This window comes from Streptomyces hesseae, assembly GCF_031845785.1.
Lineage (GTDB): Bacteria > Actinomycetota > Actinomycetes > Streptomycetales > Streptomycetaceae > Streptomyces > Streptomyces hesseae.
Window position 1 is genome coordinate 85,892 of sequence record NZ_JAVRFI010000018.1, and the last position, 26,854, is coordinate 112,745.

A 26,854-nucleotide genomic window follows, 5' to 3' on the forward strand; every position below is an offset into this window, starting at 1 on the left:
CGGCTGACGCCCACGGGTTCCGTCCGCGCGAGCCGCCCGCCGAGGGGGACGGCCCTCGGCGGGCCGGACCGGGGCGCGGGGCACCGCCCCGCGCCCCGGTCCTTCTCCATCCCCCCACCACACCGGAGGAACAGCCGTGACCGCAGAGCCCGGTGCCATCGAGCGGCCCGAGCGGCCCGAGCGGCCCGAGCGGCCCGAGCGGCCCGAGCGGCCCGAGCGGCCCGAGCGGCCCGATAGGCCCGAGCGGGATGAGGCGGGCGCGGGCGCGGGGACTCACCCCGTGGACCGGGTCCCCGGCCCCGGCCGGCTGCTGGCCGGCGGCTTCCAGCACGTGGCCGCCAGCTACGCCGGAGTGGTCGCCCCGCCGCTCGTCCTCGGCGCGGCCCTCCGCCTCCCGCCGAAGGAGATCACCTTCCTGGTGGGGGCGGCCCTCTTCACGGCGGGCATCGCGACGCTCCTCCAGACGATCGGCTTCTGGAAGGTCGGGGCCAGGATGCCGTTCGTCAACGGCGTCTCGTTCGCGGGCGTCGCCCCCATGCTCGCCATCGCCGACGCCCGCCCCTCCCACGGGGACGCGCTGCCCGTCATCCACGGCGCCGTCATCGTGGCCGGAGTCCTCGGCTTTCTGCTGGCGCCCTCCTTCTGCCGGCTCGTCCGCTTCTTCCCGCCCGTCGTCAGCGGCACGGTCATCACCCTCATCGGGATCACCCTGCTGCCCGTCTCCTTCGGCTGGATCCAGGGCGGTCACCCCGACCGGCCCGCCTCGCTGACCAATCTGGCGCTGGCCGGGGCGACGCTTGTGACCGTGCTCGTCCTGCGCCGGCTTCTCAGCGGTTTCCTGCGGCAGATCGCCATCCTGCTGGGGATCGTCGCGGGCACGCTGATCGCCATCCCCACCGGTGCCGTCGACACCACGGCCACCCGCCATGCCGCCCTCGTAGGCTTCCCCACCCCGTTCCACTTCGGCCACCCCGTCTTCGAGGTGCCGGCGATCGTCTCCATGTGCGTCGTGATGCTGGTCTGCATGACCGAGAGCACCGCCGACATGCTCGCGCTCGGCGAGATCGTCGGCCGCCGGGCCGACGAGAAGGTGATCGCGGCGGGCCTGCGCGCCGACACCCTGGGCAGCGCCGTCAGCCCGCTCTTCAACGGCTTCGCCAACAGCGCCTTCGCCCAGAACATCGGCCTGGTCGCCATCACCCGCGTCCGCAGCCGCTACACGGTGGCCACCTGCGGGCTGTTCTTCGTCCTGCTCGGGCTGAGCCCCGTCTTCGCCTCCCTCATCGCCCTCGTGCCCCAGCCCGTCCTCGGCGGCGCGGGCATCGTGCTCTTCGGCACGGTCGCCGCCAGCGGCATCGACGTGCTCCGCACGGCGGGCCTGGACCAGGGAGACAACCTGCTGATCGCGGCCGCCTCCCTCGGCGTGGGCCTGATCCCGGTCGTCTCCCGGGCCTTCTACGACAACACCGCCATCCCCGAGACCCTGAAGATCATCCTGAACTCGGGGGTCAGTGCCGGCTGTCTGACGGCGGTGCTGCTGAACCTCGCGTTCAACCACGTGGGACGGGCCCGGCGAACCCCATGAGACCTGCGCGCCTCAGCCACCCGGACCCGGCCGTACGCCAGAATCCCGACAAAGACCCCAAAGACTGATTGGTGTGCCGTCGTGGAGGAGCAACCGCAGGGGGCGGACCGGGGGGAAACGGCGGGGACACGGCACCGCTTCGTCTTCCCCAGCGCGCTGACCGTCCTCGCGGCGGTGACGGTGGCCGTCTGGATCGTCGCCTTCTTCATCCCCTCCGGCACCTACGACCGCGGCCCCGACGGCAACCCCCTCCAGGGCACCTACCACCACGAACCCGCCCGGGGCGGCTTCGTCCACCGCCTGGGCCAGCTCTTCCTGTCACCCGTCAACGGCCTCTACGGCGTCCGCGACCTCAAGACCGGTGAAGTCGCGCCGGACGCGGTCGGCACCCTCTACGGCAGCGCCGGGGTGTTCCTCTTCGTCCTCGCCATCGGCGCGTTCATCACCGTCGTCTTCGCCACCGGCGCCCTGGACCGCGGCATCGAACGCCTCGCCCACCGGCTGAGGGAGCGCGGGGCGCTGCTCATCGCCGGGGTCATGACGGTTTTTTCCCTGCTGGGCACGGTCGAGGGGTTCGCCGAGGAGACGCTGGGGTTCTACGGGCTCCTGGTGCCGCTGATGCTGGCGCTCGGCTACGACCGCATGGTCGCGACCGGCACGATCATCCTCGGCGCGGGCATCGGAGTGCTGACCTCGACGGTCAATCCCTTCGCCACCGGTGTCGCCTCTTCGGCAGCGGGAATCTCACTCGGCGACGGCATCGTCTTGAGATTCGCGATGTGGCTGGTGCTCACAGCCGTCACCATCGCCTACGTCGTCCGCTACGCGCGCCGGGTACGGGCGGACCCGGCCCGCTCCCTGGTCGGCTTCCGGGAGGGCGATCGCGAGCTCGCCGAGCAGGCGGTCCACCCTCCGGAGCTGACGGGACTTCAGAAGGGCGTGCTGGTGCTCGTCGCCCTGGTCTTCGCCTTCATGATCTTCTCGGTGATCCCCTGGGCGAGCGCCCTCAGCGGCAAGGCCGACGCGACGCCCTACGGCTGGGAGCTGGGCTGGTCCTTCGCCCAGCTGGCCGCCCTCTTCATCACCGCCGCGGTGCTCGTCGGGCTCGTCGCCCGGCTGGGCGAGCAGAAGCTGAGCGCCACGATCGTCCAGGGCGCGGCGGACTTCATCTCCCCGGCGCTGGTGATCGTGCTCGCGCGGGGCATCACCGTCATCATGACGAACGCGAAGATCATCGACACGGTGCTCCACGCCATCGAGGGCACGGTCCGGGGCACCCCGGAGGCGCTCTTCGGCGTCATGGTCTTCCTCGTCAACCTGCCGCTGGCGTTCCTGATCCCCTCCACGTCCGGGCACGCGACGCTCGCGATGCCGATCCTCGCGCCGCTGGCGCAGTTCGCGGGGGTCACGCGGGCGGTGGTCGTGACGGCCTGGCAGTCGGCGAGCGGGTGGATGAACCTGTGGGTGCCGACCACGGCCGTGGTGGTGGGCGGGGTGTCGCTGGCGAAGGTCGGCTACGACCGGTACCTGCGGTTCGTGTGGCCGTTGCTGGTGATTCTGGCGGTGCTGATCTGTGCGTTCGTGGCGGCGGGGGCGGTGGTTTCGTAGCCCCCGCCCCCGCCCCCCGGAAACACCCTTATCGGTCCAGCAGCTCGTACGCCGGCAGCGTCAGGAAGTCCACGTACTCCTCGCTGAGCGCGACCCGCAGGAACAGGTCGTGGGCCTCCTCCCACTTCCCCGGCTCGGCGCGGGACGTGGTCAGTTCCTCCGCCGCCACCTCCCTGACGAGCGCCGCCGTCACCTTCTCCCCGTTGTCGAGCACGACCCCCGCGTCGACCCACTGCCAGATCTGGGAGCGGGAGATCTCCGCCGTGGCCGCGTCCTCCATGAGGTTGAAGATGGCCACCGCGCCCAGCCCCCGCAGCCACGCCTCGATGTAACGGATGCCCACCTGCACCGCGTTGCGCAGCCCGTCGATCGTCGGCTTCGCCTCCAGGGCGCCGACGGCGACGAGCTGGCCGGCGGTGACCCTTACGTCCTCGCGCAGGCGGTGCTTCTGGTGGGGGCGGTCGCCGAGGACGGCGTCGAAGGAGGCGCGGGCGACCGGGACCAGGTCGGGGTGGGCGACCCAGGAGCCGTCGAAGCCGTCGCCCGCCTCGCGGTCCTTGTCGGCCCGGACCTTCTCCAGCGCGACCTCGTTGATCCCGGGGTCCCGGCGGGACGGGATGAAGGCGGCCATGCCCCCGATGGCGTGCGCGCCGCGCTTGTGGCAGGTGCGCACCAGCAGTTCCGTGTAGGCGCGCATGAACGGGGCCGTCATGGTGATGGCGTTGCGGTCGGGGAGGACGAACGCCTCGCCCGCGTCACGGAAGTTCTTGATGATGGAGAAGAGGTAGTCCCAGCGGCCGGCGTTGAGGCCCGAGGCGTGCTCGCGCAGCTCGTAGAGGATCTCCTCCATCTCGTGGGCCGCCGTGATGGTCTCGATGAGGACGGTCGCGCGGATCGTGCCCCGGGGGATGCCCAGCCGCTCCTGGGCGAAGACGAAGACGTCGTTCCACAGCCGGGCCTCAAGGTGCGACTCGGTCTTGGGGAGGTAGAAGTACGGTCCCTTGCCGAGGTCGAGCAGCCGCCGGGCGTTGTGGAAGAAGTAGAGGCCGAAGTCGGCCAGGGCACCGGGTACGGGCCGGCCGTCGACGGTGAGGTGGCGCTCGTCGAGGTGCCAGCCGCGGGGGCGCATCACGACGGTGGCGAGCCGCTCGGCGGGCTGGAGGGCGTAGGTCTTGCCCTCGGGGCTGGTGAAGTCGACGCGGCGCGCGTAGGCGTCCATGAGGTTGAGCTGGCCGTGGACGACGTTGTGCCAGGTGGGGGAGGAGGCGTCCTCCATGTCGGCGAGCCAGACGCGGGCGCCGGAGTTGAGGGCGTTGATCGTCATCTTGCGGTCGTCGGCGGGCCCGGTGATCTCCACGCGCCGGTCCTCCAGCGCGGCGGGCGCGGGCGCCACCCGCCAGTCGGGGTCCTCGCGGACGGCCGCGGTCTCCGGCAGGAAGTCCAGGCTGCCGGTCCGGGCGAGCTCCGCGCGCCGCTCGGCGCGACGGGCCAGCAGCTCGTCACGGCGTGGGGTGAACCGGCGGTGCAGCGCCGCGACGAACGCGAGGGCCGCCTCCGTGAGCACCTCCTCCTGCCGTTCCACATACGGGGCTTCGACGGCTGCCGGTGAGGACGGAGCAGGCGCGGACATGGGCTGTCACTCCTTCAGCGGGCGGTTCGCGGTGGTCGTGGCACGCGGTGTCACAGCTGCAAGTGGAGAATAGTTTTCTCATCGTGGAAGTTCAATGGGGTGTCGGGGCGGCTCAGTTCAGAAGTCCGAGATCGTCCGGGGTGTCGACGTCGTCCGGCGCCGCGACGTCGCCGCACTCCACGAGGCGTACGGCGGCGGCGTGCCGCCGGAGATACGTTCGCGCGCCCATGTCCCCGTCGGCAGCCCGGGCCGCGCCCGCCCAGTGCTCCCGGGCGAGCAGCACCGGGTGCCCCCGCCCGCCCCCGTACGCCGCCGCCGCGAGCCGGGCCCCCGCCCGGTGCGCGGCCAGCACCCGCACCACCGCCCCGGCGCCGATACGAGGCTGGTCGACCAGCGTCACCAGCACCGCCGACACCTCCGCCGGGTCCGTCGACGCGGCCAGTGACGCCAGCCCGGCGCGCAGGGATGTGCCCATGCCCTGTGGCCAGTCGGGGTTCTCCACGAGGGTGATGTCCGCGAGGGTGACATCCGCGAGGGCGACGTCCGTGGCGCCGAGCCGCGCCCGTACCTCCGTCGCCCCGGCGCCCACGACCACGTGCACCGGGGCGCAGCCGCCCTCGCGCAGCACCCGCGCCGCGTGCTCCACCAGCGGGCCGCCCCGGAACTCCAGCAGCGCCTTGGGCCGCCCGCCGAGCCGTCGCCCGCCGCCGGCCGCCAGCAGCAGCCCCGCGACCGCGCCCGTGCCCGTCATCCGCGTCATGTTCCCTGCATACCGTATGGGCGTCCGCATGTGCGCCGTACGGGAGTTCGTCACTCGTACGGGAACGCGCGGCCTGAATTTCGCTGTGAGTGTGGCGCGTCACACGTGAAGTGGCGTTAACTGATCCGCGCGGGCGGGCGTGCGGGAGGGGGACAGTCGTGGCGGAAGGCGCCGTGGTGGTGGAAGAGGAGCGAACGGGAGGGTCCGGTGAGGAACCGGACCCGAGGGCCGGTGAGCTGAGCGCCGCCGTGGCCCGGCTGCGCCGGGCGCTGGCCGGGCATCCCGCGCCCTTACCCGACAGGGACGCCGCGGAGGACGAGCTGGCCGCGCTGGACGCGATGGCACGCACGGGGCACCTGGACGTCTCGCGGTTGCGGAGCTCGCTGCTGCTGGTGGCGGGGGCCGTGGGGTCGGTGAGCGCGCTGGGGTCGGCGCTCGGTGAAGTACGGGCGGCGGTCGACCGGTTCGGGGAGACGGCTCCCGGCGTGCCGGGCCCCCGGGAGGGCGTCTGATCCGCGGGAGGGTGTCTGATCCGCGCCGGGCGCGCGTCGTCCTCAAGCGCCGTACGGGCTGAAAAGCGCCGGACAGGCTGACGCCGGCCCGTCCGGCCCTTGGGAGGGCACGGCGCGGCCGCACCCCGTCACACCGACGCCGTCGCCCCCGCCAGCGTCGCCGACAGCTCCGCCGCGACCTCCCGCAGCAGCGGCACGATCCGTTCCGTGGCGGCCTCGGTGACGCGGCCCGCCGGGCCCGAGATGGAGATGGCCGCGGACGTGGGGGAGTCCGGCACCGGCACCGCGAGGCAGCGGACGCCGATCTCCTGCTCGTTGTCGTCCATGGCGAAGCCCGACTCGCGCACCCGGGCGAGCTCCTTGAGGAAGTCCTCCGGCGACGTGATCGTCTTCTCCGTCGCGGCCGGCATGCCCGTACGGGCCAGCAGCGCGCGGACCTCGTCGTCCTGGGCCTGGGCCAGCAGCGCCTTGCCCACGCCCGTGGAGTGGGGCAGCACCCGCCGGCCGACCTCCGTGAACATCCGCATCGAGTGCCGTGAGGGCACCTGGGCCACGTAGACGACCTCGTCGCCGTCGAGCAGCGCCATGTTGGCGGTCTCGCCGGTCTCGTCCACCAGCCGCGCCAGGTGCGGACGGGCCCAGGTGCCGAGGAGGCGTGAGGAGCTCTCGCCGAGGCGGATCAGCCGGGGGCCGAGGGCGTAGCGCCGGTTGGGCTGCTGCCGGACGTATCCACAGGCCACCAGCGTGCGCATCAGCCGGTGGATGGTGGGCAGCGGCAGTCCGCTGCTCGTGGACAGCTCGCTCAGCCCGACCTCGCCGCCGGCGTCGGCCATCCGCTCCAGCAGGTCGAATGCGCGCTCGAGGGACTGGACGCCGCCGCTGGCGGAGGCGGTTCGGGGCTCGGCGGACGGGGGCACGGCGCTCCTTCCGGGAATGGGTGGCAGCAGCCTACCGGCCACCTCACCTGTTACATGCCGGTTTCTATCAGGTGAAACCAGGCTTCCGTACAGCGAAAAGGGTCTTGACGGGGTCGCGGGGCGGCTGAAGACTGCGGGCAGCGCTGTTCAACAAATCGTTGACGATTCGTCGAGGGGCGGACGGTGGAACTGCTGCTGCGTTCGACACGAGTGGTGACCCCGGAGGGCGTGCGCGCCGCCGCCGTCGCCGTGACCGGTGGCCGGATCGCCGCGGTCCTGCCCCACGGGACCGAGCCGCCCGCCGGAACCCCCGTCGAGGAACTGGGCGACGACGTCATCCTGCCCGGTCTCGTCGACACCCATGTGCATGTGAACGACCCGGGCCGGGCCGAATGGGAAGGCTTCGCCACCGCCACCCGGGCGGCCGCCGCCGGCGGGGTCACCACGCTCGTCGACATGCCGCTCAACAGCCTCCCGCCCACCACCACCGTGGCCCATTTACGTACCAAACAGGCCGTGGCCCGCGACCGGGCACACATCGACGTGGGCTTCTGGGGCGGTGCGCTGCCCACCAACCTCGCCGACCTGCGCCCCTTGCACGACGCCGGCGTCCTCGGTTTCAAGGCCTTCCTCTCCCCGTCCGGCGTCGACGAGTTCCCCCACCTGGGCCGACACGACCTCGACGCCGTCGCGGCCCGGATCGCCGAGCTGGACGCGCTGCTGATCGTCCACGCCGAGGACCCGGACCGGCTGGCCGGCGCCCCGCGGCACGCCGGCCCGCGCTACGCCGACTTCCTGGCCTCCCGCCCGCGCGCCGCCGAGCACGAGGCGATCGCCGCGCTCGTCGACGTCGCGCGCCGCCGGGGCACGCGCGTCCACGTGCTGCACCTCTCCTCCGCCGGCGCGCTGCCCCTGATCGCCGCCGCCCGTGCCGAGGGCGTACGGATCACCGCCGAGACCTGTCCGCACTTCCTGACCCTCACCGCCGAGGAAGTGCCCGACGGGGCCACCGAGTTCAAGTGCTGCCCCCCGATCCGCGAGGCCGCCAACCAGGACGCCCTGTGGGCGGGTCTGGCCGACGGCGTCATCGACTGCGTCGTCTCCGACCACTCGCCCTGCACGGCCGACCTCAAGGTCCCCGACTTCAAAGAGGCCTGGGGCGGGATCTCCTCCCTCCAGCTGGGCCTGTCCGCCGTCTGGACCGAGGCCCGGCGGCGCGGCCGCACCCCGGCCGACGTGGCCCGCTGGATGTCCACCGCCCCCGCCGCCCTCGCGGGCCTGTCCGCCAAGGGCGCGATCGAGGCGGGGCGGGACGCCGACTTCGCGGTCCTCGCCCCCGACGAGACCTTCACCGTCGACCCGGCCGCACTCCACCACCGCAACCCCGTCACCGCCTACGCGGGCCGGACCCTGCACGGCGTCGTCCGGTCCACCTGGCTGCGCGGCCGCAAGACGGCCGACCACGGCACCCCCCTGACCGGACCCACCGGCCGACTCCTGGAGCGCTGATGAGCACCGCTACGTTCACCGGCGGCGCCGCCCCGTACGGCGGCGGCGACCCCTACGCCGACTACCGGACCGCCGACTTCCCTTTCACCCGCCTCCCCGACCTCGCCGACCGCCGGCTGGGCGGCTCGGTGATCGCCGCCAACGACGAGTTCTTCGCCGAGCGCGAGAACCTGATCGAACCGGAGCCCGCGCACTTCGACCCCGCGCTCTTCGGCCACAAGGGCAAGGTTATGGACGGCTGGGAGACCCGCCGCCGGCGTGGTCGCACGGCCGGTGAGCCCCACCCCTCGGACGAGGACCACGACTGGGCGATCGTCCGCCTCGGCGTGCCCGGCGTCGTCCGGGGCGTGGTCGTCGACACCGCCCACTTCCGCGGCAACCACCCGCACGCCGTCAGTGTGGAGGGCGCCTCGCTGCCCGGCTCGCCGTCCCCCGCCGAGCTGCTCGCCGACGACGTGAAGTGGACGGTTCTCGTCCCCCGCACCCCCGTCGGCGGGCACGCCGCCAACGGCTTCGCCGTCGGGGGCGGGGAGCGCTTCACCCACCTGAGACTCAGTCAGTTCCCCGACGGGGGCATAGCCCGGCTGAGAGTCCACGGCGAGGCCGCCCCCGACCCCGCCTGGCTCGCGGCACTGGGCACCTTCGACCTCGCCGCGCTGGAGAACGGCGGGTACGCCGAGGACACCTCCGACCGCTTCTTCTCGTCCGCGCTGAACGCGATCCGCCCGGGCCGCTCCCAGCGGATGAACGAGGGCTGGGAGACCCGCCGCCGCCGCGACCGAGGCCACGACTGGGCGCGCTACCGGCTGACCGGCCAGGCGACGCTCCGCGCCGTCGAGATAGACACCGGCTGCTACAAGGGCAACGCGGCCGGGTGGGCCGCGCTGTCCGTCCTCGACGCCACCACCGGCGCCGACCCGGCCGACCACACCGCCGGGTGGCGGGAGCTGCTGCCCCGGACCCGGCTGGAGCCGGACAGCGTGCACCGGTTCGTCCTGGACCGCCCCGCCGTCGCCACCCACGTCCGGGTGGACATCTTCCCCGACGGGGGCATCGCCCGGCTGCGCGTCCACGGCTCGCTGACGGAGGAGGGCGCGCGGGGGCTGACCGGGAGCTGACCGGGAACTGACCGGGAGCTGACCGGGAGCTGAGACTTCCCAATCCCTAGGACAGCGCGCGGCTCATGAACAACGCCGTCTCGCCCTCCGCGGCCGTCCCCCGGTACAGGGTGGTGTCCAGTCCGCACACCGCGAACCCCATGCCGCGATACGCCTGAATCGCGGGCGCGTTGACGCTCGTCACCTCCAGCCAGGCGGTACGGGCGCCCAGTTCGCGGCCGCGCGCGAGGGCACGGTCCATCAGGCCGCGGCCTATGCCCTGCCCCCGGCGATCGGGGGCGACCCGGACGTCGGCGACGAACAGCCTGCGGTTCCAGGCCTCGTACGCGAAGGTGATCGCGCCGCACAGCTCGGCGCCGTCCTGGGCGACGACGGTCTCGCGGGGACGGTCGTCCTCGTCCTCGTCGTCCGGGTAGACCTTGCGCAGCGGGGGGCTCACCCGCACCGTGCGCAGGCGGAAGCCGTCGTCCGAGGCGGTGACCACGATGATGGAGTCCGTGGTGAAGGAGTTGTCGAGCGCGTCGACACGGGCCAGCTCGTCGGCTTGCGCCGAACGGTAGTTCAGCATGCGGCGAGCGTAGCCCAGAACATCAGTTCATAGTCCTGGAGCAGACGACCATAACGGTGCGCCAGCCGTTCCGTGAGCCGGCCGTCCACCAGACCGGTGCCCACGGCTGCCAGCGCGCGCTCCGCGCCCTCGGGGTCGGGCGTGGCGAACAGGTCGAAGAAGCCGCACGCCTCGTCGTCGAAGCCGTAGTGCTCGCGCAGGGCGCGGCCCACCGTGGCGCAGTAGCCGCCCCACGCCGCGAAGTTGGCGCACAGGGCCACGACCACGTCGACCGGCTCGGCCCCCAGCGCCAGCCAGGCCGCGTACGCCGGATACGCCTGGCAGCCGGCCCGTGGCTCGTGCTCCGCCACGGCCGCCCCGTCCAGACGGCAGGCGGCCGCGAGCGGGCCGAGGCGGGCGAGCGCCCGGGACTCGTCCTGGGCGAGGTGGTCGAAGAAGGCGGCGACGGCGGGCTGCCGCAGCAGGGCGGCCCGTTCGGCCAGGTGCAGGAAGCTGCGGGCGTCGGAGGCGATGACGTGGTGCTGCTCCAGGGCGAAGGCGGCGACGGCGGTGACGGGGGCGTCGCCCGCCGCGATCAGCGGGACCAGGCGGTTCGCCCCCGCCTCCGGTGCCAGCTCGCGCGTCGCCTCGTCGAGGACTTCCCGGGCTGTTCGGGCCATGGCCCCAGGGTAGCCATCGCCGTACTTCTCCGCCGGGCTACTTCGCCCCGCCGAGGTAGAAGAGGAGGAAGAAGAACGCCACGATGAAGTGGACGGCGACGAGGTAGATGAAGACCCGGAACGTCATGCCCATCGGGGCCCGGTCCTCCTCGTGGAACTTCTTCGCGTTCGTGTTCCCGTTCGTCTTCACGTCCGTCGCGTTGTCGCTCATCGGATTCCCCTCTGGGTCGGTGGCGTGTCGCCGAGGCAGAGCTCGGCGGCGCCGCTCTGGAGCAGTGTGTGGAGGAACAGCAGGTCCACCCCGCCGCGCGACGCGGCGGCGATGCGGTGCGGGGTGAGGGAGTCGAAGTGGGCGGCGTCGCCGGGTTCGAGCAGATGCGTGGCGTCGCCCAGCATCAGCCGGAGCCGTCCCCGGGTGACGTAGAGCCACTCCTCGCCCGGGTGCACGCGTACCAGCTCCTCCTGGCTGTCCCGGCCCTGCGGCACGTGCAGCCGCAGCGCCTGCATGGCGCGGCCGGAGCCGCCGGCCCGCCAGTAGGTCCAGCCGCCCGCCTCCTGCGGCTCCATGCGGTCCGCGCGGACGATCGGGTCGAGCTCGGCGGGCACCTCGCCCAGCAGGTCGGATACGGTCGTACCGTAGGTTCGTGCCAGCGCCAGCAGCATGGGGAGGGACGGCGTCCGCCGTCCGGTCTCCAGCCGGGACAGATGCGCGGGCGACAGGCCCACCCGGGCCGCGGCGGCCTCCAGGGTCAGCCCGCTCCGTCTGCGCAGCGCGCGCAGTCGCGGGGCCACGGAGGGCAGCTCGGCCCCCTCGTCCGGGGCGGGGGAGGGGTGCGGTTCGGGCAGCGGGCTCATGGTTCCGGTATAGACCCGTCATTGCCCGAGGGGCAAAACTTTTGCCTGTGAGGCAAAGTCCGATCTTCCCGGTCCCCTCGCGTGCGTGTCGGCGTGGACACAGACGATCTCTTCGGTCAACGTGATGAACGTCAAGGGAACATCAGGGAATGGGCATTGACATGCCATGCAGCCAGTCGGCCATCCTAATGTCCATGACAAACCCCCCTCGCCTTGTACGCCTCGGCGCCCTCGCCGCCGTCGCCGCCACCCTCCTCTTCGGCGCCCCCGCCGTCGCCGCCCCGTCGGTCGCCCCCTCGGTGGTGTCCGTGCAGTCCGTCGGCGACGTCTGCTACTCGGAGCTGCCCTCCCAGGCCCACGACACCATCCGGCTGATCGACCAGGGCGGCCCCTTCCCCTACCCGCGGGACGGGATCGTCTTCTCCAACCGTGAGGGCGTCCTCCCCCAGCAGGCGAGCGGCTACTACCACGAGTACACCGTCATCACCCCGGGCTCCCCGGACCGCGGCGCCCGCCGCGTCATCGCCGGCAAGGGTGCGCACGAGGACTACTACACGGCCGACCACTACCGGACCTTCAGCCTCGTCGACTTCTCCTGCTGAAACCTTTCACTGAGGGGCCCCGTCACCGATGCGCGGTGACGGGGCTTCGGCATGTCCGGGCCGGTGCGCATACGGCAAGATCTTCTGTACCTACTGGTATGTACACTGGGGTCATGAGCACCCCGGAACGCCTCATCGAGAGCACCCGTGAACTCCTCTGGGAGCGCGGCTACGTCGGTACGAGCCCCAAGGCGATCCAGCAGCGCGCAGGCGCCGGGCAGGGCAGTATGTACCACCACTTCTCCGGCAAGCCGGACCTCGCCCTCGCCGCCATCCGGCGTACCGCCGACGAGCTCCGGGCCGCCGCCGAGGAACGGTTCGCCGCGCCCGGTACGGCCGTCGAGCGCGTCACGGCGTATCTGCGGCGCGAGCGGGAGGTCCTCAAGGGCTGCCCCATCGGCCGGCTCACCCAGGACCCCGACGTCATGGCCGACCCTGTGCTGCGCGCACCGGTCGACGAGACCTTCGCCTGGCTGTGGGCCCGGATCGCGGACGTACTGGCCGAGGGCCGGGACCGCGGTGAGCTCGACGCCGCGCTCGACCCCGCCGACACGGCGTCGACCGTGGTGGCCGTGCTCCAGGGCGGCTACGTCCTCGCCCGCGCCGCCGGATCCGAGGAGCCCTTCCGGCGGGCCGTCGACGGAGTCCTGGGACTGCTCGCCGCGCACACCACCGGGCGCTGACCCGACGAAGGCGCCGACCCGACGGAGGAGAAGAGACACCGTGTACGCCATGCAGTACGAGATCACCCTGCCCGCCGACTACGACATGACCGTCATCCGGGAGCGGGTGGCGACCCGGGGCCACGCCCTCGACGACCGCGCCGGGCTGGGGCTGAAGGCCTACGTCATCCGGGAACGCGGAGTCGACGGCTCGCCCGTCAACCAGTACGCCCCCTTCTACCTGTGGGACGGCGTCGGCGCGATGAGCGAGTTCCTGGTCGGCGGCGGCGGATTCCAGGGCATCGTCGCCGACTTCGGCCGCCCGGCCGTCCACCACTGGACCGGCATCGCCTGTCAGCCGGGCCCGGCCCGCTCCGCGATACCGCGCGCGGCCTCCCGGCTGCTGACCCCGATGCCCGCCGGGGCCGACCCCGCGACCGTGGTGGCGGACGCCCTCGGGGAGCTGGACGAGCTCGCCGGCCGGGCCGGTGCGCACACCACCGCGCTGGCCTTCGACCCCCGCCACTGGCAGCTGTTGCGCTTCACGCTGTGGGAACACTCCGTTCCCCCGGGCGAGGACGAGCGCGCCGAGCGCTACGAGGTGCTGCGCCTGTCGGACCCGCACCTGCCGGAGATCCCCGAGGGCCGCCACTGGTGACGGACCGTCGCGGCCCCGCCCGGAGGTCCAACGGCCGCTGTACGGCGCCCGCCTGACGGCGTATCCGACTCGTCCGCACGGCCGATGGCGGCCGGCCCTACCCGCGCGTAGGGTGAGCGCGTCGAACAACACGCCGACGTACCGGGGGTAGCCATGACCGCAGTGGCCGAAGAGCGGGACGGGACAGTCGATCTGGCGGCGATGGGCGCGGAACTGGCCCGGGACCCCTACCGGGTCTACGCCGCCCTGCGCGAGCGTGGCCCCGTCCACCGGGTACGGATGCCGGAAGGGGCGGTCTGCTGGCTCGTCGTCGGCTACGACGAGGTGCGCGCCACCCTCAACGACCCCACGCTCTCCAAGGACTGGGTGAACGCCGCCCCCGACATGCTCCTGCCGCCCGTCGCCGCCGGCCGGCACATGCTCATCGCCGACCAGCCGAACCACACCCGGCTGCGCAGACTGGTCGCCAAGGAGTTCACGCCACGCCGCGTCGAGGCCATGGCCCCCCGCGTCCAGCAGCTCACCGACGAGCTCCTCGACGCCATGCTGGCCGCCCCGGACCGCCGCGCCGACCTCGTCGAGACCCTGTCCTTCCCGCTGCCCATGAGCGTCATCTGCGAACTGCTCGGCGTGCCCGACCTCGACCGGGCGGCCTTCCGCCGCTGGTCCAACACCACCATCGGCGCCGAGCCGCCCCAGGCGAAGCTCAAGGCCGCCCAGGAGGTCGGCGTCTATCTGACGGACCTCGTCGCCGCCAAACGGGAGAAGCCCGGCGACGACCTGCTCAGCGCCCTGATCCGCACCACCGACGAGGGCGGCGACCGGCTCTCGTCCGAGGAACTCCTGGGCATGGCCTGGATCCTGCTGGTGGCCGGCCACGAGACCACGGTCAATCTCATATCGAACGGCGTCCTCGCCCTGCTGCGCCACCCCGACCAGCTCGCCGACCTGCGCGCCGACTTCGGGCTCCTCGACGGCGCCGTCGAGGAGATGCTGCGCTACGACGGCCCCGTCGAGACCTCCACCTTCCGCTTCACCACCGAGCCCCTGGACATCGGCGGCACCGTCATCCCCGGCGGCGGCGAGCTCGTCCTCGCCGCCCTGTCCGACGCCGACCGCGACCCGGCCCGCTTCGAGGAGGCCGGCCGCTTCGACATCCACCGCGACGCCCGCGGCCACGTCGCCTTCGGCCATGGCATCCACTACTGCGTCGGCGCGCCCCTGGCCCGGCTGGAGGCGAGGATCGCCATCCGCTCACTCCTGGAGCGCTGCCCCGACCTCGCCCTCGACAGCCACCCCGACGCCCTCACCTGGCGCGAGGGCCTACTGATGCGGGGGCCGCACCACTTGCCGGTGCGTTTCTGAGCGCCCCAAAGGGGCGCGGGGAACTGCGCGACAAGCCCCCACCGGCGCGCAGGTGACAAGACCGCACTCCCCGCGGGAGGTCCGGATGTCCGGACATAAAGACCTCCGGACTTCCCGTCAAACCGGCCACGGGGCTACGCTCCCTCCGTGGCGCACCAACCCCTCCAGTTCACCCTCGACCGCGGCAGCCCGGTCCCGCTCTACTTCCAGCTCTCCCAGCAGCTGGAGGCCGCCATCGAGCGGGGCGAGCTCGCCCCCGGCAGCCTGCTCGGCAATGAGATCGAGCTCGCGGGACGGCTGGGCCTGTCCCGGCCCACCGTCCGCCAGGCCATCCAGTCGCTCGTCGACAAGGGCCTGCTCGTCCGCCGCCGGGGCGTGGGCACCCAGGTCGTGCACAGCCAGGTCAAGCGCCCGCTGGAGCTCAGCAGCCTCTACGACGACCTGGAGGAGGCCGGCCAGAAGCCCGCCACCCGGGTGCTGCGCCGCACCGTCGAGCCCGCCACCGCCCGGGTCGCCGCCGCGCTCGGTGTCGCCGAGGGCGCCGACGTCGTCCTGGTGGAGCGGCTGCGCCTGGCGCACGGCGAGCCCATGGCCGCCCTCCGCAACCACCTGCCCGCCGGGCTGCTCGACCTCGACGACGAGGCGCTGGAGCGCACCGGCCTCTACCGGCTGATGCGTATGGCCGGGATCACCCTCCACAGCGCCCGGCAGACGATCGGGGCGCGCGCCGCCACCCTCGCCGAGGGCGAGCTGCTGGCCGAGCCGGAGGGGGCGCCGCTGCTGACGATGGAGCGGACGACCTTCGACGACACCGGCCGCGCGGTCGAGTTCGCCTCCCACCTCTACCGGGCGTCACGCTACGCGTTCGACTTCCAGCTCCTGGCGCGGTCGTAGCGTGGCTCTGGCCCCGCCCACCTGTCATGTCGTAAGAATGTTCTGACAAAGTCTTGACGTGGTGTGGTGTACGCCACTAGAACTCCACCCACACAGACCAGCCCCGGCGCCCCCGCCGACAGCGGTGACGGATGGTGACGGATACTTGGGCGGTTGGGCCCGTGGGATGAGGGTCCGGCCGCACCGTGACAGACAGTGAGAAGGGCAAGTCCACGTGGCAAGGGTTCGGACAGGCGTACGCGCGGTGAGTGCCGTGCTGGCAGCGGTGCTCGGCGCCACACTCGCTGGATGCAGCAGCACGGGCGGCAAGCGCGCCGAGGAGCGGGCCGCCAAGGCCGCCCAGGGGCGTGCCGCGGTCGACACCCCCCGGTGGACCTTCGCGATGGTCACCCACTCGGGCGATGGCGACACCTTCTGGGACATCGTGCAGAACGGTGCCAAGCAGGCGGCGGCCAAGGACAACATCAAATTCCTCTACGCCCACGACGTCGAGGGCAACAAGCAGGCCCAGAACGTCCAGGCCATGATCGACCAGAAGGTCGACGGCCTGATCGTCACCCTCGCCAAGCCCGACGCCATGAAGGACGTCGTCGCCAAGGCCGAGAAGGCCGGCATCCCGGTGATCACCGTGAACTCGGGCTCCGACAAGTCAAAGGAGTTCGGCGCGCTCACCCACATCGGCCAGGACGAGGTCATCGCCGGCGAGGCCGTCGGCGAGCAGCTCAACCAGCGCGGCAGGAAGAAGGCCGTCTGCGTCCTCCACGAGCAGGGCAACGTCGGACACGAGCAGCGCTGCGAAGGCGTGAAGAAGGCCTTCAAGGGCGAGGTGCAGAACCTCTACGTCGAAGGCACCAACATGCCCGGCGTGCAGTCCTCCATCGAGGCGAAGCTCCAGTCCGACAAGGACATCGACGCGGTCGTCACCCTCGGCGCCCCCTTCGCCCCCACCGCCGTCAAGGCCGCCCAGCAGGCCGGCAGCAAGGCCGAGGTCGACACCTTCGACCTCAACGCCAAGGTCGCCGAGGCCCTCCAGAGCGGTTCCCTCGGCTTCGCTGTCGACCAGGACCCGTACCTCCAGGGCTACGAGGCCGTCGACCTGCTCTGGCTCTACAAGTACAACCGCGACATGCTCGGCGGCGGCCGGCCGGTCCTCACCGGCCCGCAGATCGTCACCAAGGACGACGCGAAGACCCTGGCCGAGTACACGAAGCGGGGCACCCGATGAGTACAGCGGCAACCGCGCGGGCCGACGAGCGCCTCCTCCACCGCGGCATACTCCGCCGGATGCTCGGCCGCCCCGAGCTCGGCGCGGTCGTGGGCGCGGCCGCGGTCTTCCTCTTCTTCTCGTTCGTCGCCGACAGCTTCCTGCAGGCGTCCAGCCTCTCCACCGTGCTGTACGCGTCCTCGACGATCGGCATCATGGCGGTCCCCGTCGCCCTGCTGATGATCGGCGGCGAGTTCGACCTGTCGACCGGTGTGATGGTCACGACCTCCGCCCTGGTCTCGTCGATGTTCAGCTACCAGATGACGGCGAACGTCTGGGTCGGCGTCGGGGTCTCCCTGCTGACCACCCTGGCCATCGGCTTCTTCAACGGGTTCATGCTCACCCGCACCAAACTGCCGAGCTTCATCATCACGCTCGGCACGTTCCTCATGCTCACCGGCCTCAACCTGGGCTTCACCAAGCTCATCAGCGGCACGGTCTCCACCAAGACCATCGGCGACATGGAAGGCTTCGGCTCCGCCCACGCCGTCTTCGCCTCCCACCTCACCCTCGGTGGCGTCGACCTCCAGGTGACGATCCTCTGGTGGTTCGGCCTCGTCGCCCTGGCCACCTGGATCCTGCTGCGCACCCGCGTCGGCAACTGGATCTTCGCCGTCGGCGGCAACTCCGACGCCGCCCGCGCCGTCGGCGTCCCCGTCAACAAGACCAAGATCGGCCTCTATATGGCCGTCGCCTTCTGCGCCTGGATCTCCGGCCAGCACCTCCTGATGTCCTACGACGTGGTGCAGTCCGGCGAGGGCGTCGGCAACGAGTTCCTCTACATCATCGCGGCCGTCATCGGCGGCTGCCTGATGACCGGCGGCTACGGCTCCGCCATCGGCTCGGCGGTCGGCGCCTTCATCTTCGGCATGACCAGCAAGGGCATCGTGTACGCGCAGTGGAACCCGGACTGGTTCAAGTTCTTCCTCGGCGCGATGCTGCTCCTGGCGACCCTGCTCAACGCATGGGTCCGCAAGCGCGCGGAGGCGAGCAAGTGACCGCACTCGTCAAGCTCACGGACGTGAGCAAGTTCTACGGCAGCATCCGCGCGCTCGAGGGCGTCTCCCTGGAGGTCCACCCCGGCGAGATCACCTGCGTCCTCGGCGACAACGGCGCCGGCAAGTCGACCCTCATCAAGATCATCGCCGGTCTCCACCAGCACGACGCCGGAACCTTCGAGGTCGACGGCGAGGAGACCAAGCTGGACTCCCCCCGCGAGGCCCTGAACCGGGGCATCGCCACGGTCTACCAGGACCTCGCCGTCGTCCCCCTGATGCCGGTCTGGCGCAACTTCTTCCTCGGCTCCGAGCCCACCAAGGGCGCCGGACCCTTCAAGCGCCTCGACGTCGCCACCATGCGCGAGACCACCCGCGCGGAGCTGCTCCGCATGGGCATCGACCTGCGCGACGTCGACCAGCCGATCGGCACTCTCTCCGGCGGCGAGCGCCAGTGCGTGGCCATCGCCCGCGCCGTGTACTTCGGCGCGAAGGTCCTCGTCCTCGACGAGCCCACCGCGGCGCTCGGCGTCAAGCAGTCCGGCGTCGTCCTCAAGTACGTCGCGGCAGCGCGGGACGCCGGCCTCGGCGTGGTCTTGATCACGCACAACCCCCACCACGCCTATCTGGTCGGCGACCGCTTCGTCCTCCTCAAGCGAGGGGCCATGGCCGGCAGCCACCTGAAGTCGGAGATCGCCCTCGACGAGCTCACCCGGCAGATGGCGGGCGGCAGCGAGCTGGAGCAGCTCAGCCACGAACTGGAACGGGCCCCGGGCCCGGACGTGATCGGCGGCAAGAGGATCGAGCCGGCAACGGAGACCGAGCCGGAATCGGGAACTGCCCCGGAACCGGAAGAGCAGGAAAAGGGCGAACAGGAAAAGAGCGACTGACCACCCACGGAACACAGGGCGGGCGAGGACGGCGGGAACCGTCCGCGCCCGCCCTCCGTCCTTACGGGACGATTGCCCACAACAGGGTGACCAGCGCCGTTGTGCGTCGTCACCCATCAGTGAGGCACAATCGGCCACGACCGCATCCACGAGGCCCACGGCCTCACGAGACCACCGCAGGGGCTACGACCGCGATGAGCATGTACCGCGAGCGGGTACACCGGGGCACCGCCACAGCGACCGTGCTCCGCACGGTCGGCACGCGCGAGAGGCGCTCGCACCTCACCGCGCCCCGCGTCCCCACGGTCGGCATCGACATCGGCGGCACCAAGGTGATGGCGGGCGTCGTGGACGCCGACGGCAACATCCTGGAGAAGCTCCGCACCGAGACCCCGGACAAGTCCAAGAGCCCCAAGGTCGTCGAGGACACCATCGTCGAGCTCGTGCTCGACCTCTCCGACCGCCACGACGTCCACGCCGTGGGCATCGGCGCCGCCGGCTGGGTCGACGCCGACCGCAACCGCGTCCTCTTCGCCCCCCACCTGTCCTGGCGCAACGAACCGCTGCGCGACCGCCTCGCCGGCCGCCTCGCCGTGCCCGTCATGGTCGACAACGACGCCAACACCGCCGCCTGGGCCGAATGGCGCTTCGGCGCCGGCCGGGGCGAGGACGACCTCGTCATGATCACCCTCGGTACCGGCATCGGCGGCGCCATCCTCGAGGACGGCCAGGTCAAACGAGGCAAGTTCGGCGTCGCCGGCGAATTCGGCCATATGCAGGTCGTCCCCGGCGGCCACCGCTGCCCCTGCGGCAACCGCGGCTGCTGGGAGCAGTACAGCTCCGGCAACGCCCTCGTCCGCGAGGCCCGCGAGCTCGCCGCCGCCGAGTCCCCGGTCGCGTACGGGATCATGGACCGCGTCGGCGGCAACGTCGGCGAGATCACCGGCCCGCTGATCACCGAGCTGGCCCGCTCCGGCGACGCCATGTGCGTCGAGCTCCTCCAGGACATCGGCCAGTGGCTCGGCGTCGGCATCGCCAACCTCGCCGCCGCCCTCGACCCCTCCTGCTTCGTCATCGGCGGCGGCGTCAGCGCCGCCGACGACCTGCTGATCGCCCCCGCCCGCGACGCCTTCCGCCGCCACCTCACCGGCCGCGGCTACCGTCCCGAGGCCCGCATCGTCAAGGCCCAGCTCGGCCCCGAGGCCGGCATGGTCGGCGCCGCCGACCTCGCCCGCCTCGTCGCCCGCCGCTTCCGCCGCGCCAACCGGCGCCGGGTGGAGCGCTACGAGCGCTACGCACGGGCCGGCCGGGGGTGACCGCAGTGCAGCCCGAACAGCTCACCCGCCCCGAGGAGCCGCCGGTCCCGCCCCGGCGCGCCCCCCGCTGGGTCAAACCCCTGATCGTCTTCCTGCTCGTCGCCATCCCCGCCGGATACCTCTACATCTCCGCGATGCAGAGCCGCGGCGGCAGCGAGTCCAAGCGGGAGGAAGCGGCCCAGACCGGCCTGGAGTCCGGCTGGCCGTCCCGTCTGCAGCGCCGCATCTACGGGATGACGGTGCCGCCGGGCGCCGCGTACGTCGCCCACTACGAGACCAACTCGTGGAAGTCGAGCTCGCTGTACCTCCAGTTCACCACCACCGGCGACCGGCTCGACCACTGGCTGGAGCAGCTCGGCACCTCCTCCGCCGAGCTCCAGCCCGGCCGGATCACCATCGACAAGGACGAGGCGGACGTCGTCGGCTGGAAGTTCGGCCCCGGCGACCACCACTGGCGGGGCGTGTCCGTCTCCCACGACAAGCCCAAGCCGAACTTCGAGATCGTCGTCAACTGGGACAACCCCAACCGCCCCCGGGCTTATGTGATCTCCACGACGACTCCGTGACGACCGGCCACCCCGGGCCCTGATCGGCCGGAACGGCGGATAGCGTGGCCCGGGTGAGCGAGACGAACACCCTTTCCCTCCAGCACCGGACCGACGGCCCCGAGGACGGCCCGGTACTCGTCCTCGGCCCGGCCCTGGGCACGACCTGGCACATGTGGGACCGGCAGATACCGGAACTGACCCGCCGCTGGCGCGTCATCCGCTTCGACCTGCCGGGACACGGCGGCGCCCCCGCCCAGCCCGCCGCGACGGTCGGCGAGCTCACCGACCGGCTGCTGGCGACGCTCGACACGCTCGGCGTCGACCGCTTCGCGTACGTGGGCGCCTGTGTCTCCGGTGCCATCGGCACCGACCTCGCCCTGCGCCACCCGCGACGACTCCTCTCGCTCGCCGTCGTCGGCTCCGCCGCGCACTTCGTGCCCGCGCCGCGCGGGGGGATGCGCGCCGCCGACGTCCGGGCGGGCGGCTTGGAACCGGTGGCCCGGACGGCGCCCGAGCGCTGGTTCACCCCCGGGTTCGCGAGCGCCCAGCCGGCGATCGTCGACTGGGCCGTCCAGATGGTCCGGACGACCGACCTGGCCTGCTACGAGGCGGCCTGCGAGGCGCTCGCCGCGTTCGACGTCCGCGCCGAGCTGGGCCGGATCGACCTGCCGGCGCTGGTCATCGTCGGCGCGGAGGACCAGGTGACACCGGCCGCCGACGCCCGCGTCCTCGTAGCCGGCATCCGCGACGCCCGCCTCGCCGTCGTCCCGACGACCCGCCACCTCACCCCGGTCGAACAGCCGACGGCGGTGACGGACCTTTTGGCTCGTCACCTCGCGACACCACAGGGGGCTCAGGGCCCGCAGGGCCTGGGGGCCCGGCCGGCCTCGGGGCCGGTGGCGGTGCCGGGGCCGGTGGCGGTGCCGGTGGCGGCCTCGGGGCCGGTGTCGGGCCAGCCCGCTCCGGCGGAGACCCCGGGGGCGAACCCGTACAGGGCGGAGGGCGTTGCGGGGGTGGCTGGCGCGTCCGGCAGCGGGAATCCGTACGCGGACGGCGGGCGTAGTGGGGATCATGCTGTCGCAGGCGGTCACTCCGGCGAGGGCGGCCCGGGCGACGTCGGTGTGTCGGGCAGCGGGCACGGTGTGGACCGCGCTGTGGGAGGCGGTCGGTTCGGTGACGCCGGTGCCCCGACGGGGGCGGTTGGTGCGTCGAGCAGCGGGAGTCCGTATGCGGACGGTGTTCCTGGCGCGGATCGCGCTGCGGGAGTCGATCGCTCCGGCGAGGGCGGCCCGGGCGACGTCGGTGTGTCGGGCAGCGGTCGTGGTGTGGACCGGGCTGCCGATGGTGGCCGGTCCGGTGACGCCGGTGTCCCGGCGGGAGCCGGCGCGTTCGGCAGCGTGAATCCGTACGCTGACGGCGCGCCCGGCGGGGACGGTGCTGTCGGAGGCGGCCGGTCCGGCGCCGGTGCCCCGGGCGGCATCGGCGCCTCGGGTGGCATCGGTGCCGTGGGCGGCAGCGGAAGCCCGTACGCAGACGGTGGGCCCGGTGCGGATCGCGCTGGCGGAGTTGGTCGCTCCGGTGTTGGGGCCCCCGGTGAGGGGGATACCCCGGGTGGCGTGGGTCGTGCGGTCGACAGCGGGAATCCGTATAACGACACCGTCCGGATCATGGATCGCGCTGCCGGAGGCAGCCGGGCCGGTGACGGCGGCGCGCCGTACGCGGACACCGTGCGCATCGGCGCCGGTGGCTCCGGTGGCGCCGGTGGTCCGGCCCGTGACGCGGCCCGCGCGGCCGGTAGCGGCGACCCGCAGCGGCCCGCCGGCCCGGACGTGGATCGCGCTGCCGGAGTCGGTCGCTCCGACGGTCGGGCCCCCGGTGAGGGGGATACCCCCGCCGGCGCCCGGCCTACGCCCGACAGCGGAAGTCCGTACGCGGACGCCGCGTCGAGCGCGGGCCGCGCTGCCGGAAGCGGCGCGTGGGAGGCGTCCCGCCGTGGCGACGGTCACGGCGACGCCGCCCCCGACGCCGCCCCCCACCACGACCCCGCCGGAGGCGACCCGCACGTGCGCGGCCTGCGGCTGCGCCGCGAGGTGCTCGGCGCGGGCGACGCGCTCGCGCGGCACCTCGACCCGGGCGACTTCTCCGCCGACTACGAGGACCTCGTCACCCGCGTCGCCTGGGGCGACATCTGGTCGCGGCCCGGGCTCGACCGGCGGACCCGGTTCCTCGTCACGCTCACCGCGCTGACCGCCGGCGGGCACCTCGACGAGCTGGCCACGCACACCCGCGCCGCCCTGCGCGGCGGCGTGAGCCCCGACGAGATAAAGGAAACGTTGCTGCACGCATCCCTCTACTGCGGCCTGCCCGCCGTCGGCAAGGCCTTCGAGGTCACCCGCCGCGTCGTCGCCGAAGAAGCGGACGCGTAGCAAGATGGCGCCATGAAGCTGACCAAGCAGGGCCACGCCTCCATCCGGCTGGAGAAGGACGACGGCAGCACCCTCGTCATCGACCCGGGAGGGTTCAGCGAGGAGGACGCCGCCGTCGGGGCGGACGCGATCCTCGTCACTCACGAGCACCCGGACCACTTCGACGAGGGCCGGCTGCGCGCCGCCCTGGACGCCGACCCGGCCGCCGAGCTGTGGACGCTGCGCAGCGTCGCGGAGCAGGTCTCGGCGGCCTTCCCCGGCCGGGTGCACACCGTCGGGGAGGGCGACACGTTCAGCGCCGCCGGCTTCGACGTCCAGGTGCACGGGCAGCTGCACGCCGTGATCCACCCGGACATCCCGAGGATCACCAACGTCGGCTACCTCGTCGACGGCGCGCTCTTCCACCCCGGCGACGCCCTGACCCTCCCCGGGCAGCCCGTCGAGACGCTGATGGTCCCCGTCATGGCCCCCTGGAACAGGGTCGCCGACGTCATCGACTACATCCGCGAGGTCAAGCCGCGCCGCGCCATCGACATCCACGACGCGCTGCTCACCGACCTCGCCCGGCCGGTGTACGACCGGATGCTGGGCCCGGACGGCCCCGGCGTCGCCGGGGCGGAGCACTCCCGGCTGGCCGCCGGCCAGAGCGTCCGCCTCTGACCCGCCTCTGACCTGCGCGGACCCCCGCTGTCACACCCGGCCGTTAGGGTGGCGGCATGCGCATCGCCACCTGGAACGTGAACTCGATCACCGCCCGACTGCCGAGGCTCCTGGCCTGGCTGGAGAGCAGCGGCACGGACGTGCTGTGCATCCAGGAGACCAAGTGCTCCGCCGAGCAGTTCCCCGTCGACGAGCTGCGCGCCCTGGGCTACGAGTCCGCGGTCAACGCCGACGGCCGGTGGAACGGCGTGGCCCTGCTCTCCCGCGTCGGCCTGGAGGAAGTGGTCTCCGGCCTGCCCGGCGGGCCGGAGTACGACGGCGCGCAGGAGCCCCGCGCGATCTCGGCGACGTGCGGCGGCGTCCGCGTCTGGTCGGTCTACGTGCCCAACGGCCGAGAGGTCGGTCACGACCACTACGCGTACAAGCTCCGCTGGCTTGAGGCCCTGCGCGACGCGGTCGCGGCCGACGCCACGGGGGAGCGGCCGTTCGCGGTCCTCGGCGACTTCAACATCGCCCCGGCAGACGACGACGTCTACGACCCTGCCGTCTTCGAGGGCGCCACGCACGTGACGCCCGCGGAGCGCGCCGCGCTCGCCGCCCTGCGCGACGCGGGCCTGTCGGACGTCGTCCCCCGCCCCCTGAAGTACGACCACCCGTACACCTACTGGGACTACCGCCAGCTCTGCTTCCCGAAGAACCGCGGCATGCGCATCGACCTCGCCTACGCCAACGCGCCCTTCACCGCCGCGGTCAAGGACGCCTACGTCGACCGCGAGGAGCGCAAGGGCAAGGGCGCCTCGGACCACGCCCCGGTCGTCGTCGACCTGGACGTCTGAGGTCCCGGACGTCCGAGGTCCGGACGTCCGAGGTCCGGCCCGACCCGTTCGGGTGACAGCCTTCGGGTCAGACCAGCCGCCGTAGGTCGATCGCCTCGCTGAACGCCCTCATCCCCGCGTCGTTGGGGTGGAGGTGGTCGCCGCCGTCGAAGCGCGGCAGCATGCGGTCGGGCCGGTCGGGGTCGCGGATCGCCGCGTCGAAGTCGAAGACGGCGTCGTAGAGCCCCAGCCCGGCCCTGATGTGTCGGTTGATGGCGACGCGGTACGACTCCGCCTCGGCCGTGCAGTCGAAGAAGCCGCCGCACGGCGCGATGGTGGCCACCGCGACGCGCATGCCCCGCTCGTGGGCGGTGGCCGTGATCCTCTTCAGGGAGGCGATGACCTCGTCGGCCGTGGTCCCGGCCCGGATGTCGTTGACGCCCTCGAAGACCACGACGGTACGGGCGCCGGTCTGCGCCAGCACGTCGCGCTCCAGCCGGTGCTCCGCGCTCACCCCGCTCAGCACCGAGCTGGCCCCGGTGCCCGGGTAGCGGTCGGTCACGACGCGGTTGCCGGAGATGCCGTGGTTCAGGACACCGAAGCGCGGCACGTCCCGCTGGTCGCGCAGCCGCCGGGCCAGGAGGTCCGGCCAGCGCCTGTTCCCGCCCGGCGTGGAGCGCTCGCCGTCGGTGATGGAGTCGCCCAGGGCGACCACCGAGCCGGGGCCGCCGGCCACGTCCACCCCGGTCAGCAGGGGCCAGTTCGACAGCGCGGTGCCGTACGCCTCCCCGCCCCGCTCGCCCGTACGGTCGCCCGCGCCGTCGGCGCTGAGGTAGGAGGTCTGGCTGGTGTAGCTGTGCACGGGCAGGGCCCTTACGGTCCCCGGCAGGTGGATGCTCACCAGGAGGTTGGTGTCCGGCGGCACCCGGAAGCCCACCGGGTCGCTGAACTGCTGGGCCCCGGCGGGCAGCTCCGCCCCGGCCCGGTCCCCGAAGGTCAGCGGCACCGGCCGCCCGGCCGCCGCCGCGCCCTTGCCCTGCAACGCCACCGTGGCGTGCCCGATCCGGACCGGGGCGGGGGAGAACGTGTTCTCCAGCCGGATCCGGGTGCGCGGCCCGCCCGCGCTGCTGTGCACGACCAGCCGGAGCGTCCGGTCCGTCCAGGGGCCCACCGTCGTGTACCCGGACGTGGACGCCGCCCAGCTGCCGGTCCACCCGTTCGAGGGACTGCGCAGGGCGAGGGAGAAGACGTGCAGACCGGCCTCGCGGCCGGCCCTCGGCAGGACCACGGAGGAGACCTCGCGGCCCCGGTCGACGGGCACGGCCACCGCGTACAGCCGGATGGTCCCGGCCCGCCGGCCATCGGGAGTGTTGCGGTGGGGGAGGCCCAGGAGCTTGGTGGGGAGCGGGCCGTTGCGCCAGTCCGGGGCACGCAGCCGGTACGGGCTCCGGGAGCCGTCGCGGTAGCGGACCAGGCCCGTACCGGCCGCGCCGTCGCGCGATTCCGCGCGGGAACCGCCCGCCACCAGGAACGTCAGGGCCTCGCCGCGCCCGGTCAGCCGTACGGACTGACCGTCCGCCAGAACGTTGTCGGGGCGGCCCGGTGCCGTGGCGGGCCAGCGCAGCGCGGCGCCGTCGACGGCGATCGTCCGGCCGGGCGTCCAGCCCGCAGCCCTGAGTTCCTGGGCGGAGAAGGAGTCGCCCCGGCCGTCGAAGTCCGCGGCGCCGGGGCGGGTGTCGTCGCTGACGCCCCGGTTGTCGAAGAGCCGCTCCAGGGGGAGCGGGTCGCCGTCCGGCGCGGCCTCGCCGGTCAGGAAGCGGTCGGGCACGGGGTCGGGGGCGGGGTCCTGTGCCGGGTCCGGCGCGGGGTCTGATGCGGGGTCTGATGCGGCGTCTGATGTGGCGTCTGATGCCGGGTCCCGCGTGAGGGCGTCGGGCCGGGTGGCGTGGGGGCCGGTGGTGCCCGGTCCGTCGGCGTCCGCCGCCGTGTCGGCGCGGTCCGGGCCGGGGGCCGCCGTCGCGGGGAGGGCGCCCAGCCC

The 26,854-nt window shown here is 72.8% G+C and carries 26 protein-coding genes and 1 pseudogene; 19 read left to right on the plus strand and 8 right to left on the minus strand.

The annotated features are described in order from the left end of the window. Positions 1 to 136 precede the first annotated feature (136 nt). Both RM609_RS24425 and RM609_RS24430 read left to right on the plus strand, forming a co-directional pair. The gene (locus RM609_RS24425) at positions 137 to 1,585 is read left to right on the plus strand and encodes a nucleobase:cation symporter-2 family protein (protein ID WP_438828520.1); all 1,449 of its coding nucleotides are present in this window, start codon (positions 137 to 139) and stop codon (positions 1,583 to 1,585) included. Between the two features lie 81 nt (positions 1,586 to 1,666). Further along, on the plus strand, positions 1,667 to 3,193 hold the full coding sequence (locus RM609_RS24430; RefSeq protein WP_311613686.1) for a YfcC family protein: 1,527 nt from the start codon (positions 1,667 to 1,669) through the stop codon (positions 3,191 to 3,193). Between the two features lie 28 nt (positions 3,194 to 3,221). Here the strand turns inward: RM609_RS24430 and aceB are convergent, their stop codons facing one another. Beyond that, on the minus strand, positions 3,222 to 4,823 hold the full coding sequence (aceB, locus tag RM609_RS24435; protein ID WP_311613687.1) for a malate synthase A: 1,602 nt from the start codon (positions 4,821 to 4,823) through the stop codon (positions 3,222 to 3,224). Positions 4,824 to 4,935: 112 nt separating this feature from the next. Further along, the gene (locus RM609_RS24440; RefSeq protein ID WP_311613688.1) at positions 4,936 to 5,583 is read right to left on the minus strand and encodes a nucleotidyltransferase family protein; all 648 of its coding nucleotides are present in this window, start codon (positions 5,581 to 5,583) and stop codon (positions 4,936 to 4,938) included. A gap of 158 nt (positions 5,584 to 5,741) precedes the next feature. Between RM609_RS24440 and RM609_RS24445 the strand changes: the two genes are divergently transcribed. Beyond that, positions 5,742 to 6,095: a DUF5955 family protein gene (locus RM609_RS24445; protein ID WP_311613689.1), complete on the plus strand. Its 354-nt coding sequence runs from the start codon at positions 5,742 to 5,744 to the stop codon at positions 6,093 to 6,095. Between the two features lie 128 nt (positions 6,096 to 6,223). On the opposite strand, the gene RM609_RS24450 is transcribed toward RM609_RS24445, so the two are convergent. Next, positions 6,224 to 7,012 carry an IclR family transcriptional regulator gene (locus RM609_RS24450; RefSeq protein WP_311613690.1) on the minus strand — a complete coding sequence of 263 codons (789 nt, stop codon included), beginning with the start codon at positions 7,010 to 7,012 and terminating at the stop codon, positions 6,224 to 6,226. 183 nt (positions 7,013 to 7,195) lie between these two features. Between RM609_RS24450 and allB the strand changes: the two genes are divergently transcribed. Together allB and alc are read left to right on the plus strand one after the other, a co-directional pair. Further along, positions 7,196 to 8,521, plus strand: a complete 1,326-nt coding sequence (gene allB, locus RM609_RS24455) for an allantoinase AllB (RefSeq protein WP_311613691.1) — start codon at positions 7,196 to 7,198, stop codon at positions 8,519 to 8,521. Further along, on the plus strand, positions 8,521 to 9,639 hold the full coding sequence (gene alc, locus RM609_RS24460; RefSeq protein ID WP_311613692.1) for an allantoicase: 1,119 nt from the start codon (positions 8,521 to 8,523) through the stop codon (positions 9,637 to 9,639). The genes allB and alc overlap by 1 nt, the downstream gene beginning before the upstream one ends. A gap of 46 nt (positions 9,640 to 9,685) precedes the next feature. On the opposite strand, the gene RM609_RS24465 is transcribed toward alc, so the two are convergent. From RM609_RS24465 to RM609_RS24480, 4 genes are read right to left on the minus strand one after another with little or no spacing between them, the layout of a single operon-like run. Next, positions 9,686 to 10,207, minus strand: a complete 522-nt coding sequence (locus tag RM609_RS24465) for a GNAT family N-acetyltransferase (protein ID WP_311613693.1) — start codon at positions 10,205 to 10,207, stop codon at positions 9,686 to 9,688. After that, complete coding sequence (locus RM609_RS24470) at positions 10,201 to 10,866, minus strand: transcriptional regulator (RefSeq protein ID WP_311613694.1); 666 nt, start codon at positions 10,864 to 10,866, stop codon at positions 10,201 to 10,203. Before RM609_RS24470 ends, RM609_RS24465 begins: the two co-directional genes overlap by 7 nt. Positions 10,867 to 10,903: 37 nt before the next feature. Beyond that, the gene (locus RM609_RS24475) at positions 10,904 to 11,077 is read right to left on the minus strand and encodes a DUF6126 family protein (protein WP_311613695.1); all 174 of its coding nucleotides are present in this window, start codon (positions 11,075 to 11,077) and stop codon (positions 10,904 to 10,906) included. Continuing rightward, a complete protein-coding gene (locus tag RM609_RS24480) occupies positions 11,074 to 11,721 on the minus strand; it encodes a helix-turn-helix domain-containing protein (protein ID WP_311613696.1) in 648 nt (215 codons plus the stop codon). Before RM609_RS24480 ends, RM609_RS24475 begins: the two co-directional genes overlap by 4 nt. A gap of 194 nt (positions 11,722 to 11,915) precedes the next feature. Here RM609_RS24480 and RM609_RS24485 point away from each other — a divergent pair, with 194 nt between their 5' ends. The 14 genes and pseudogenes from RM609_RS24485 (at position 11,916) to RM609_RS24550 (ending at position 24,837) form a co-directional block, all read left to right on the plus strand. Further along, positions 11,916 to 12,323, plus strand: coding sequence for a guanyl-specific ribonuclease (locus RM609_RS24485; protein WP_311613697.1), 408 nt, complete (start codon positions 11,916 to 11,918; stop codon positions 12,321 to 12,323). Positions 12,324 to 12,436: 113 nt separating this feature from the next. After that, positions 12,437 to 13,006, plus strand: a complete 570-nt coding sequence (locus tag RM609_RS24490; RefSeq protein WP_311613698.1) for a TetR/AcrR family transcriptional regulator — start codon at positions 12,437 to 12,439, stop codon at positions 13,004 to 13,006. 40 nt (positions 13,007 to 13,046) lie between these two features. Continuing rightward, positions 13,047 to 13,643 (plus strand): DUF4865 family protein, encoded by a 597-nt coding sequence (locus RM609_RS24495; protein WP_311613699.1) that lies wholly within the window; start codon positions 13,047 to 13,049, stop codon positions 13,641 to 13,643. A 153-nt stretch (positions 13,644 to 13,796) separates the two neighbouring features. Further along, positions 13,797 to 15,008 (plus strand): cytochrome P450 family protein, encoded by a 1,212-nt coding sequence (locus tag RM609_RS24500; RefSeq protein ID WP_311613700.1) that lies wholly within the window; start codon positions 13,797 to 13,799, stop codon positions 15,006 to 15,008. A gap of 147 nt (positions 15,009 to 15,155) precedes the next feature. Further along, positions 15,156 to 15,902 (plus strand): GntR family transcriptional regulator, encoded by a 747-nt coding sequence (locus tag RM609_RS24505; RefSeq protein ID WP_311613701.1) that lies wholly within the window; start codon positions 15,156 to 15,158, stop codon positions 15,900 to 15,902. 214 nt (positions 15,903 to 16,116) lie between these two features. After that, positions 16,117 to 17,127 (plus strand): sugar ABC transporter substrate-binding protein, encoded by a 1,011-nt coding sequence (locus RM609_RS24510; protein ID WP_498073172.1) that lies wholly within the window; start codon positions 16,117 to 16,119, stop codon positions 17,125 to 17,127. After that, a complete protein-coding gene (locus RM609_RS24515; RefSeq protein WP_311613703.1) occupies positions 17,124 to 18,164 on the plus strand; it encodes an ABC transporter permease in 1,041 nt (346 codons plus the stop codon). The genes RM609_RS24510 and RM609_RS24515 overlap by 4 nt, the downstream gene beginning before the upstream one ends. Next, positions 18,131 to 19,051 (plus strand): ATP-binding cassette domain-containing protein, encoded by a 921-nt coding sequence (locus tag RM609_RS24520; protein ID WP_311613704.1) that lies wholly within the window; start codon positions 18,131 to 18,133, stop codon positions 19,049 to 19,051. Before RM609_RS24515 ends, RM609_RS24520 begins: the two co-directional genes overlap by 34 nt. A 194-nt stretch (positions 19,052 to 19,245) precedes the next feature. Continuing rightward, positions 19,246 to 20,367, plus strand: a complete 1,122-nt coding sequence (locus tag RM609_RS24525) for an ROK family glucokinase (protein ID WP_311613705.1) — start codon at positions 19,246 to 19,248, stop codon at positions 20,365 to 20,367. Between the two features lie 5 nt (positions 20,368 to 20,372). Further along, the gene (locus RM609_RS24530; protein WP_311613706.1) at positions 20,373 to 20,933 is read left to right on the plus strand and encodes a hypothetical protein; all 561 of its coding nucleotides are present in this window, start codon (positions 20,373 to 20,375) and stop codon (positions 20,931 to 20,933) included. Positions 20,934 to 20,986: 53 nt separating this feature from the next. Next, positions 20,987 to 21,937: pseudogene (locus RM609_RS24535) on the plus strand (alpha/beta fold hydrolase); the annotation flags it as partial. A gap of 645 nt (positions 21,938 to 22,582) precedes the next feature. After that, complete coding sequence (locus RM609_RS24540; protein ID WP_311613751.1) at positions 22,583 to 23,341, plus strand: carboxymuconolactone decarboxylase family protein; 759 nt, start codon at positions 22,583 to 22,585, stop codon at positions 23,339 to 23,341. 12 nt (positions 23,342 to 23,353) lie between these two features. After that, positions 23,354 to 24,001, plus strand: a complete 648-nt coding sequence (locus RM609_RS24545; protein WP_311613707.1) for an MBL fold metallo-hydrolase — start codon at positions 23,354 to 23,356, stop codon at positions 23,999 to 24,001. Between the two features lie 56 nt (positions 24,002 to 24,057). After that, positions 24,058 to 24,837 (plus strand): exodeoxyribonuclease III, encoded by a 780-nt coding sequence (locus RM609_RS24550; protein ID WP_311613708.1) that lies wholly within the window; start codon positions 24,058 to 24,060, stop codon positions 24,835 to 24,837. A gap of 67 nt (positions 24,838 to 24,904) precedes the next feature. On the opposite strand, the gene RM609_RS24555 is transcribed toward RM609_RS24550, so the two are convergent. Beyond that, complete coding sequence (locus tag RM609_RS24555; RefSeq protein ID WP_311613752.1) at positions 24,905 to 26,644, minus strand: SGNH/GDSL hydrolase family protein; 1,740 nt, start codon at positions 26,642 to 26,644, stop codon at positions 24,905 to 24,907. Positions 26,645 to 26,854: the final 210 nt, after the last annotated feature.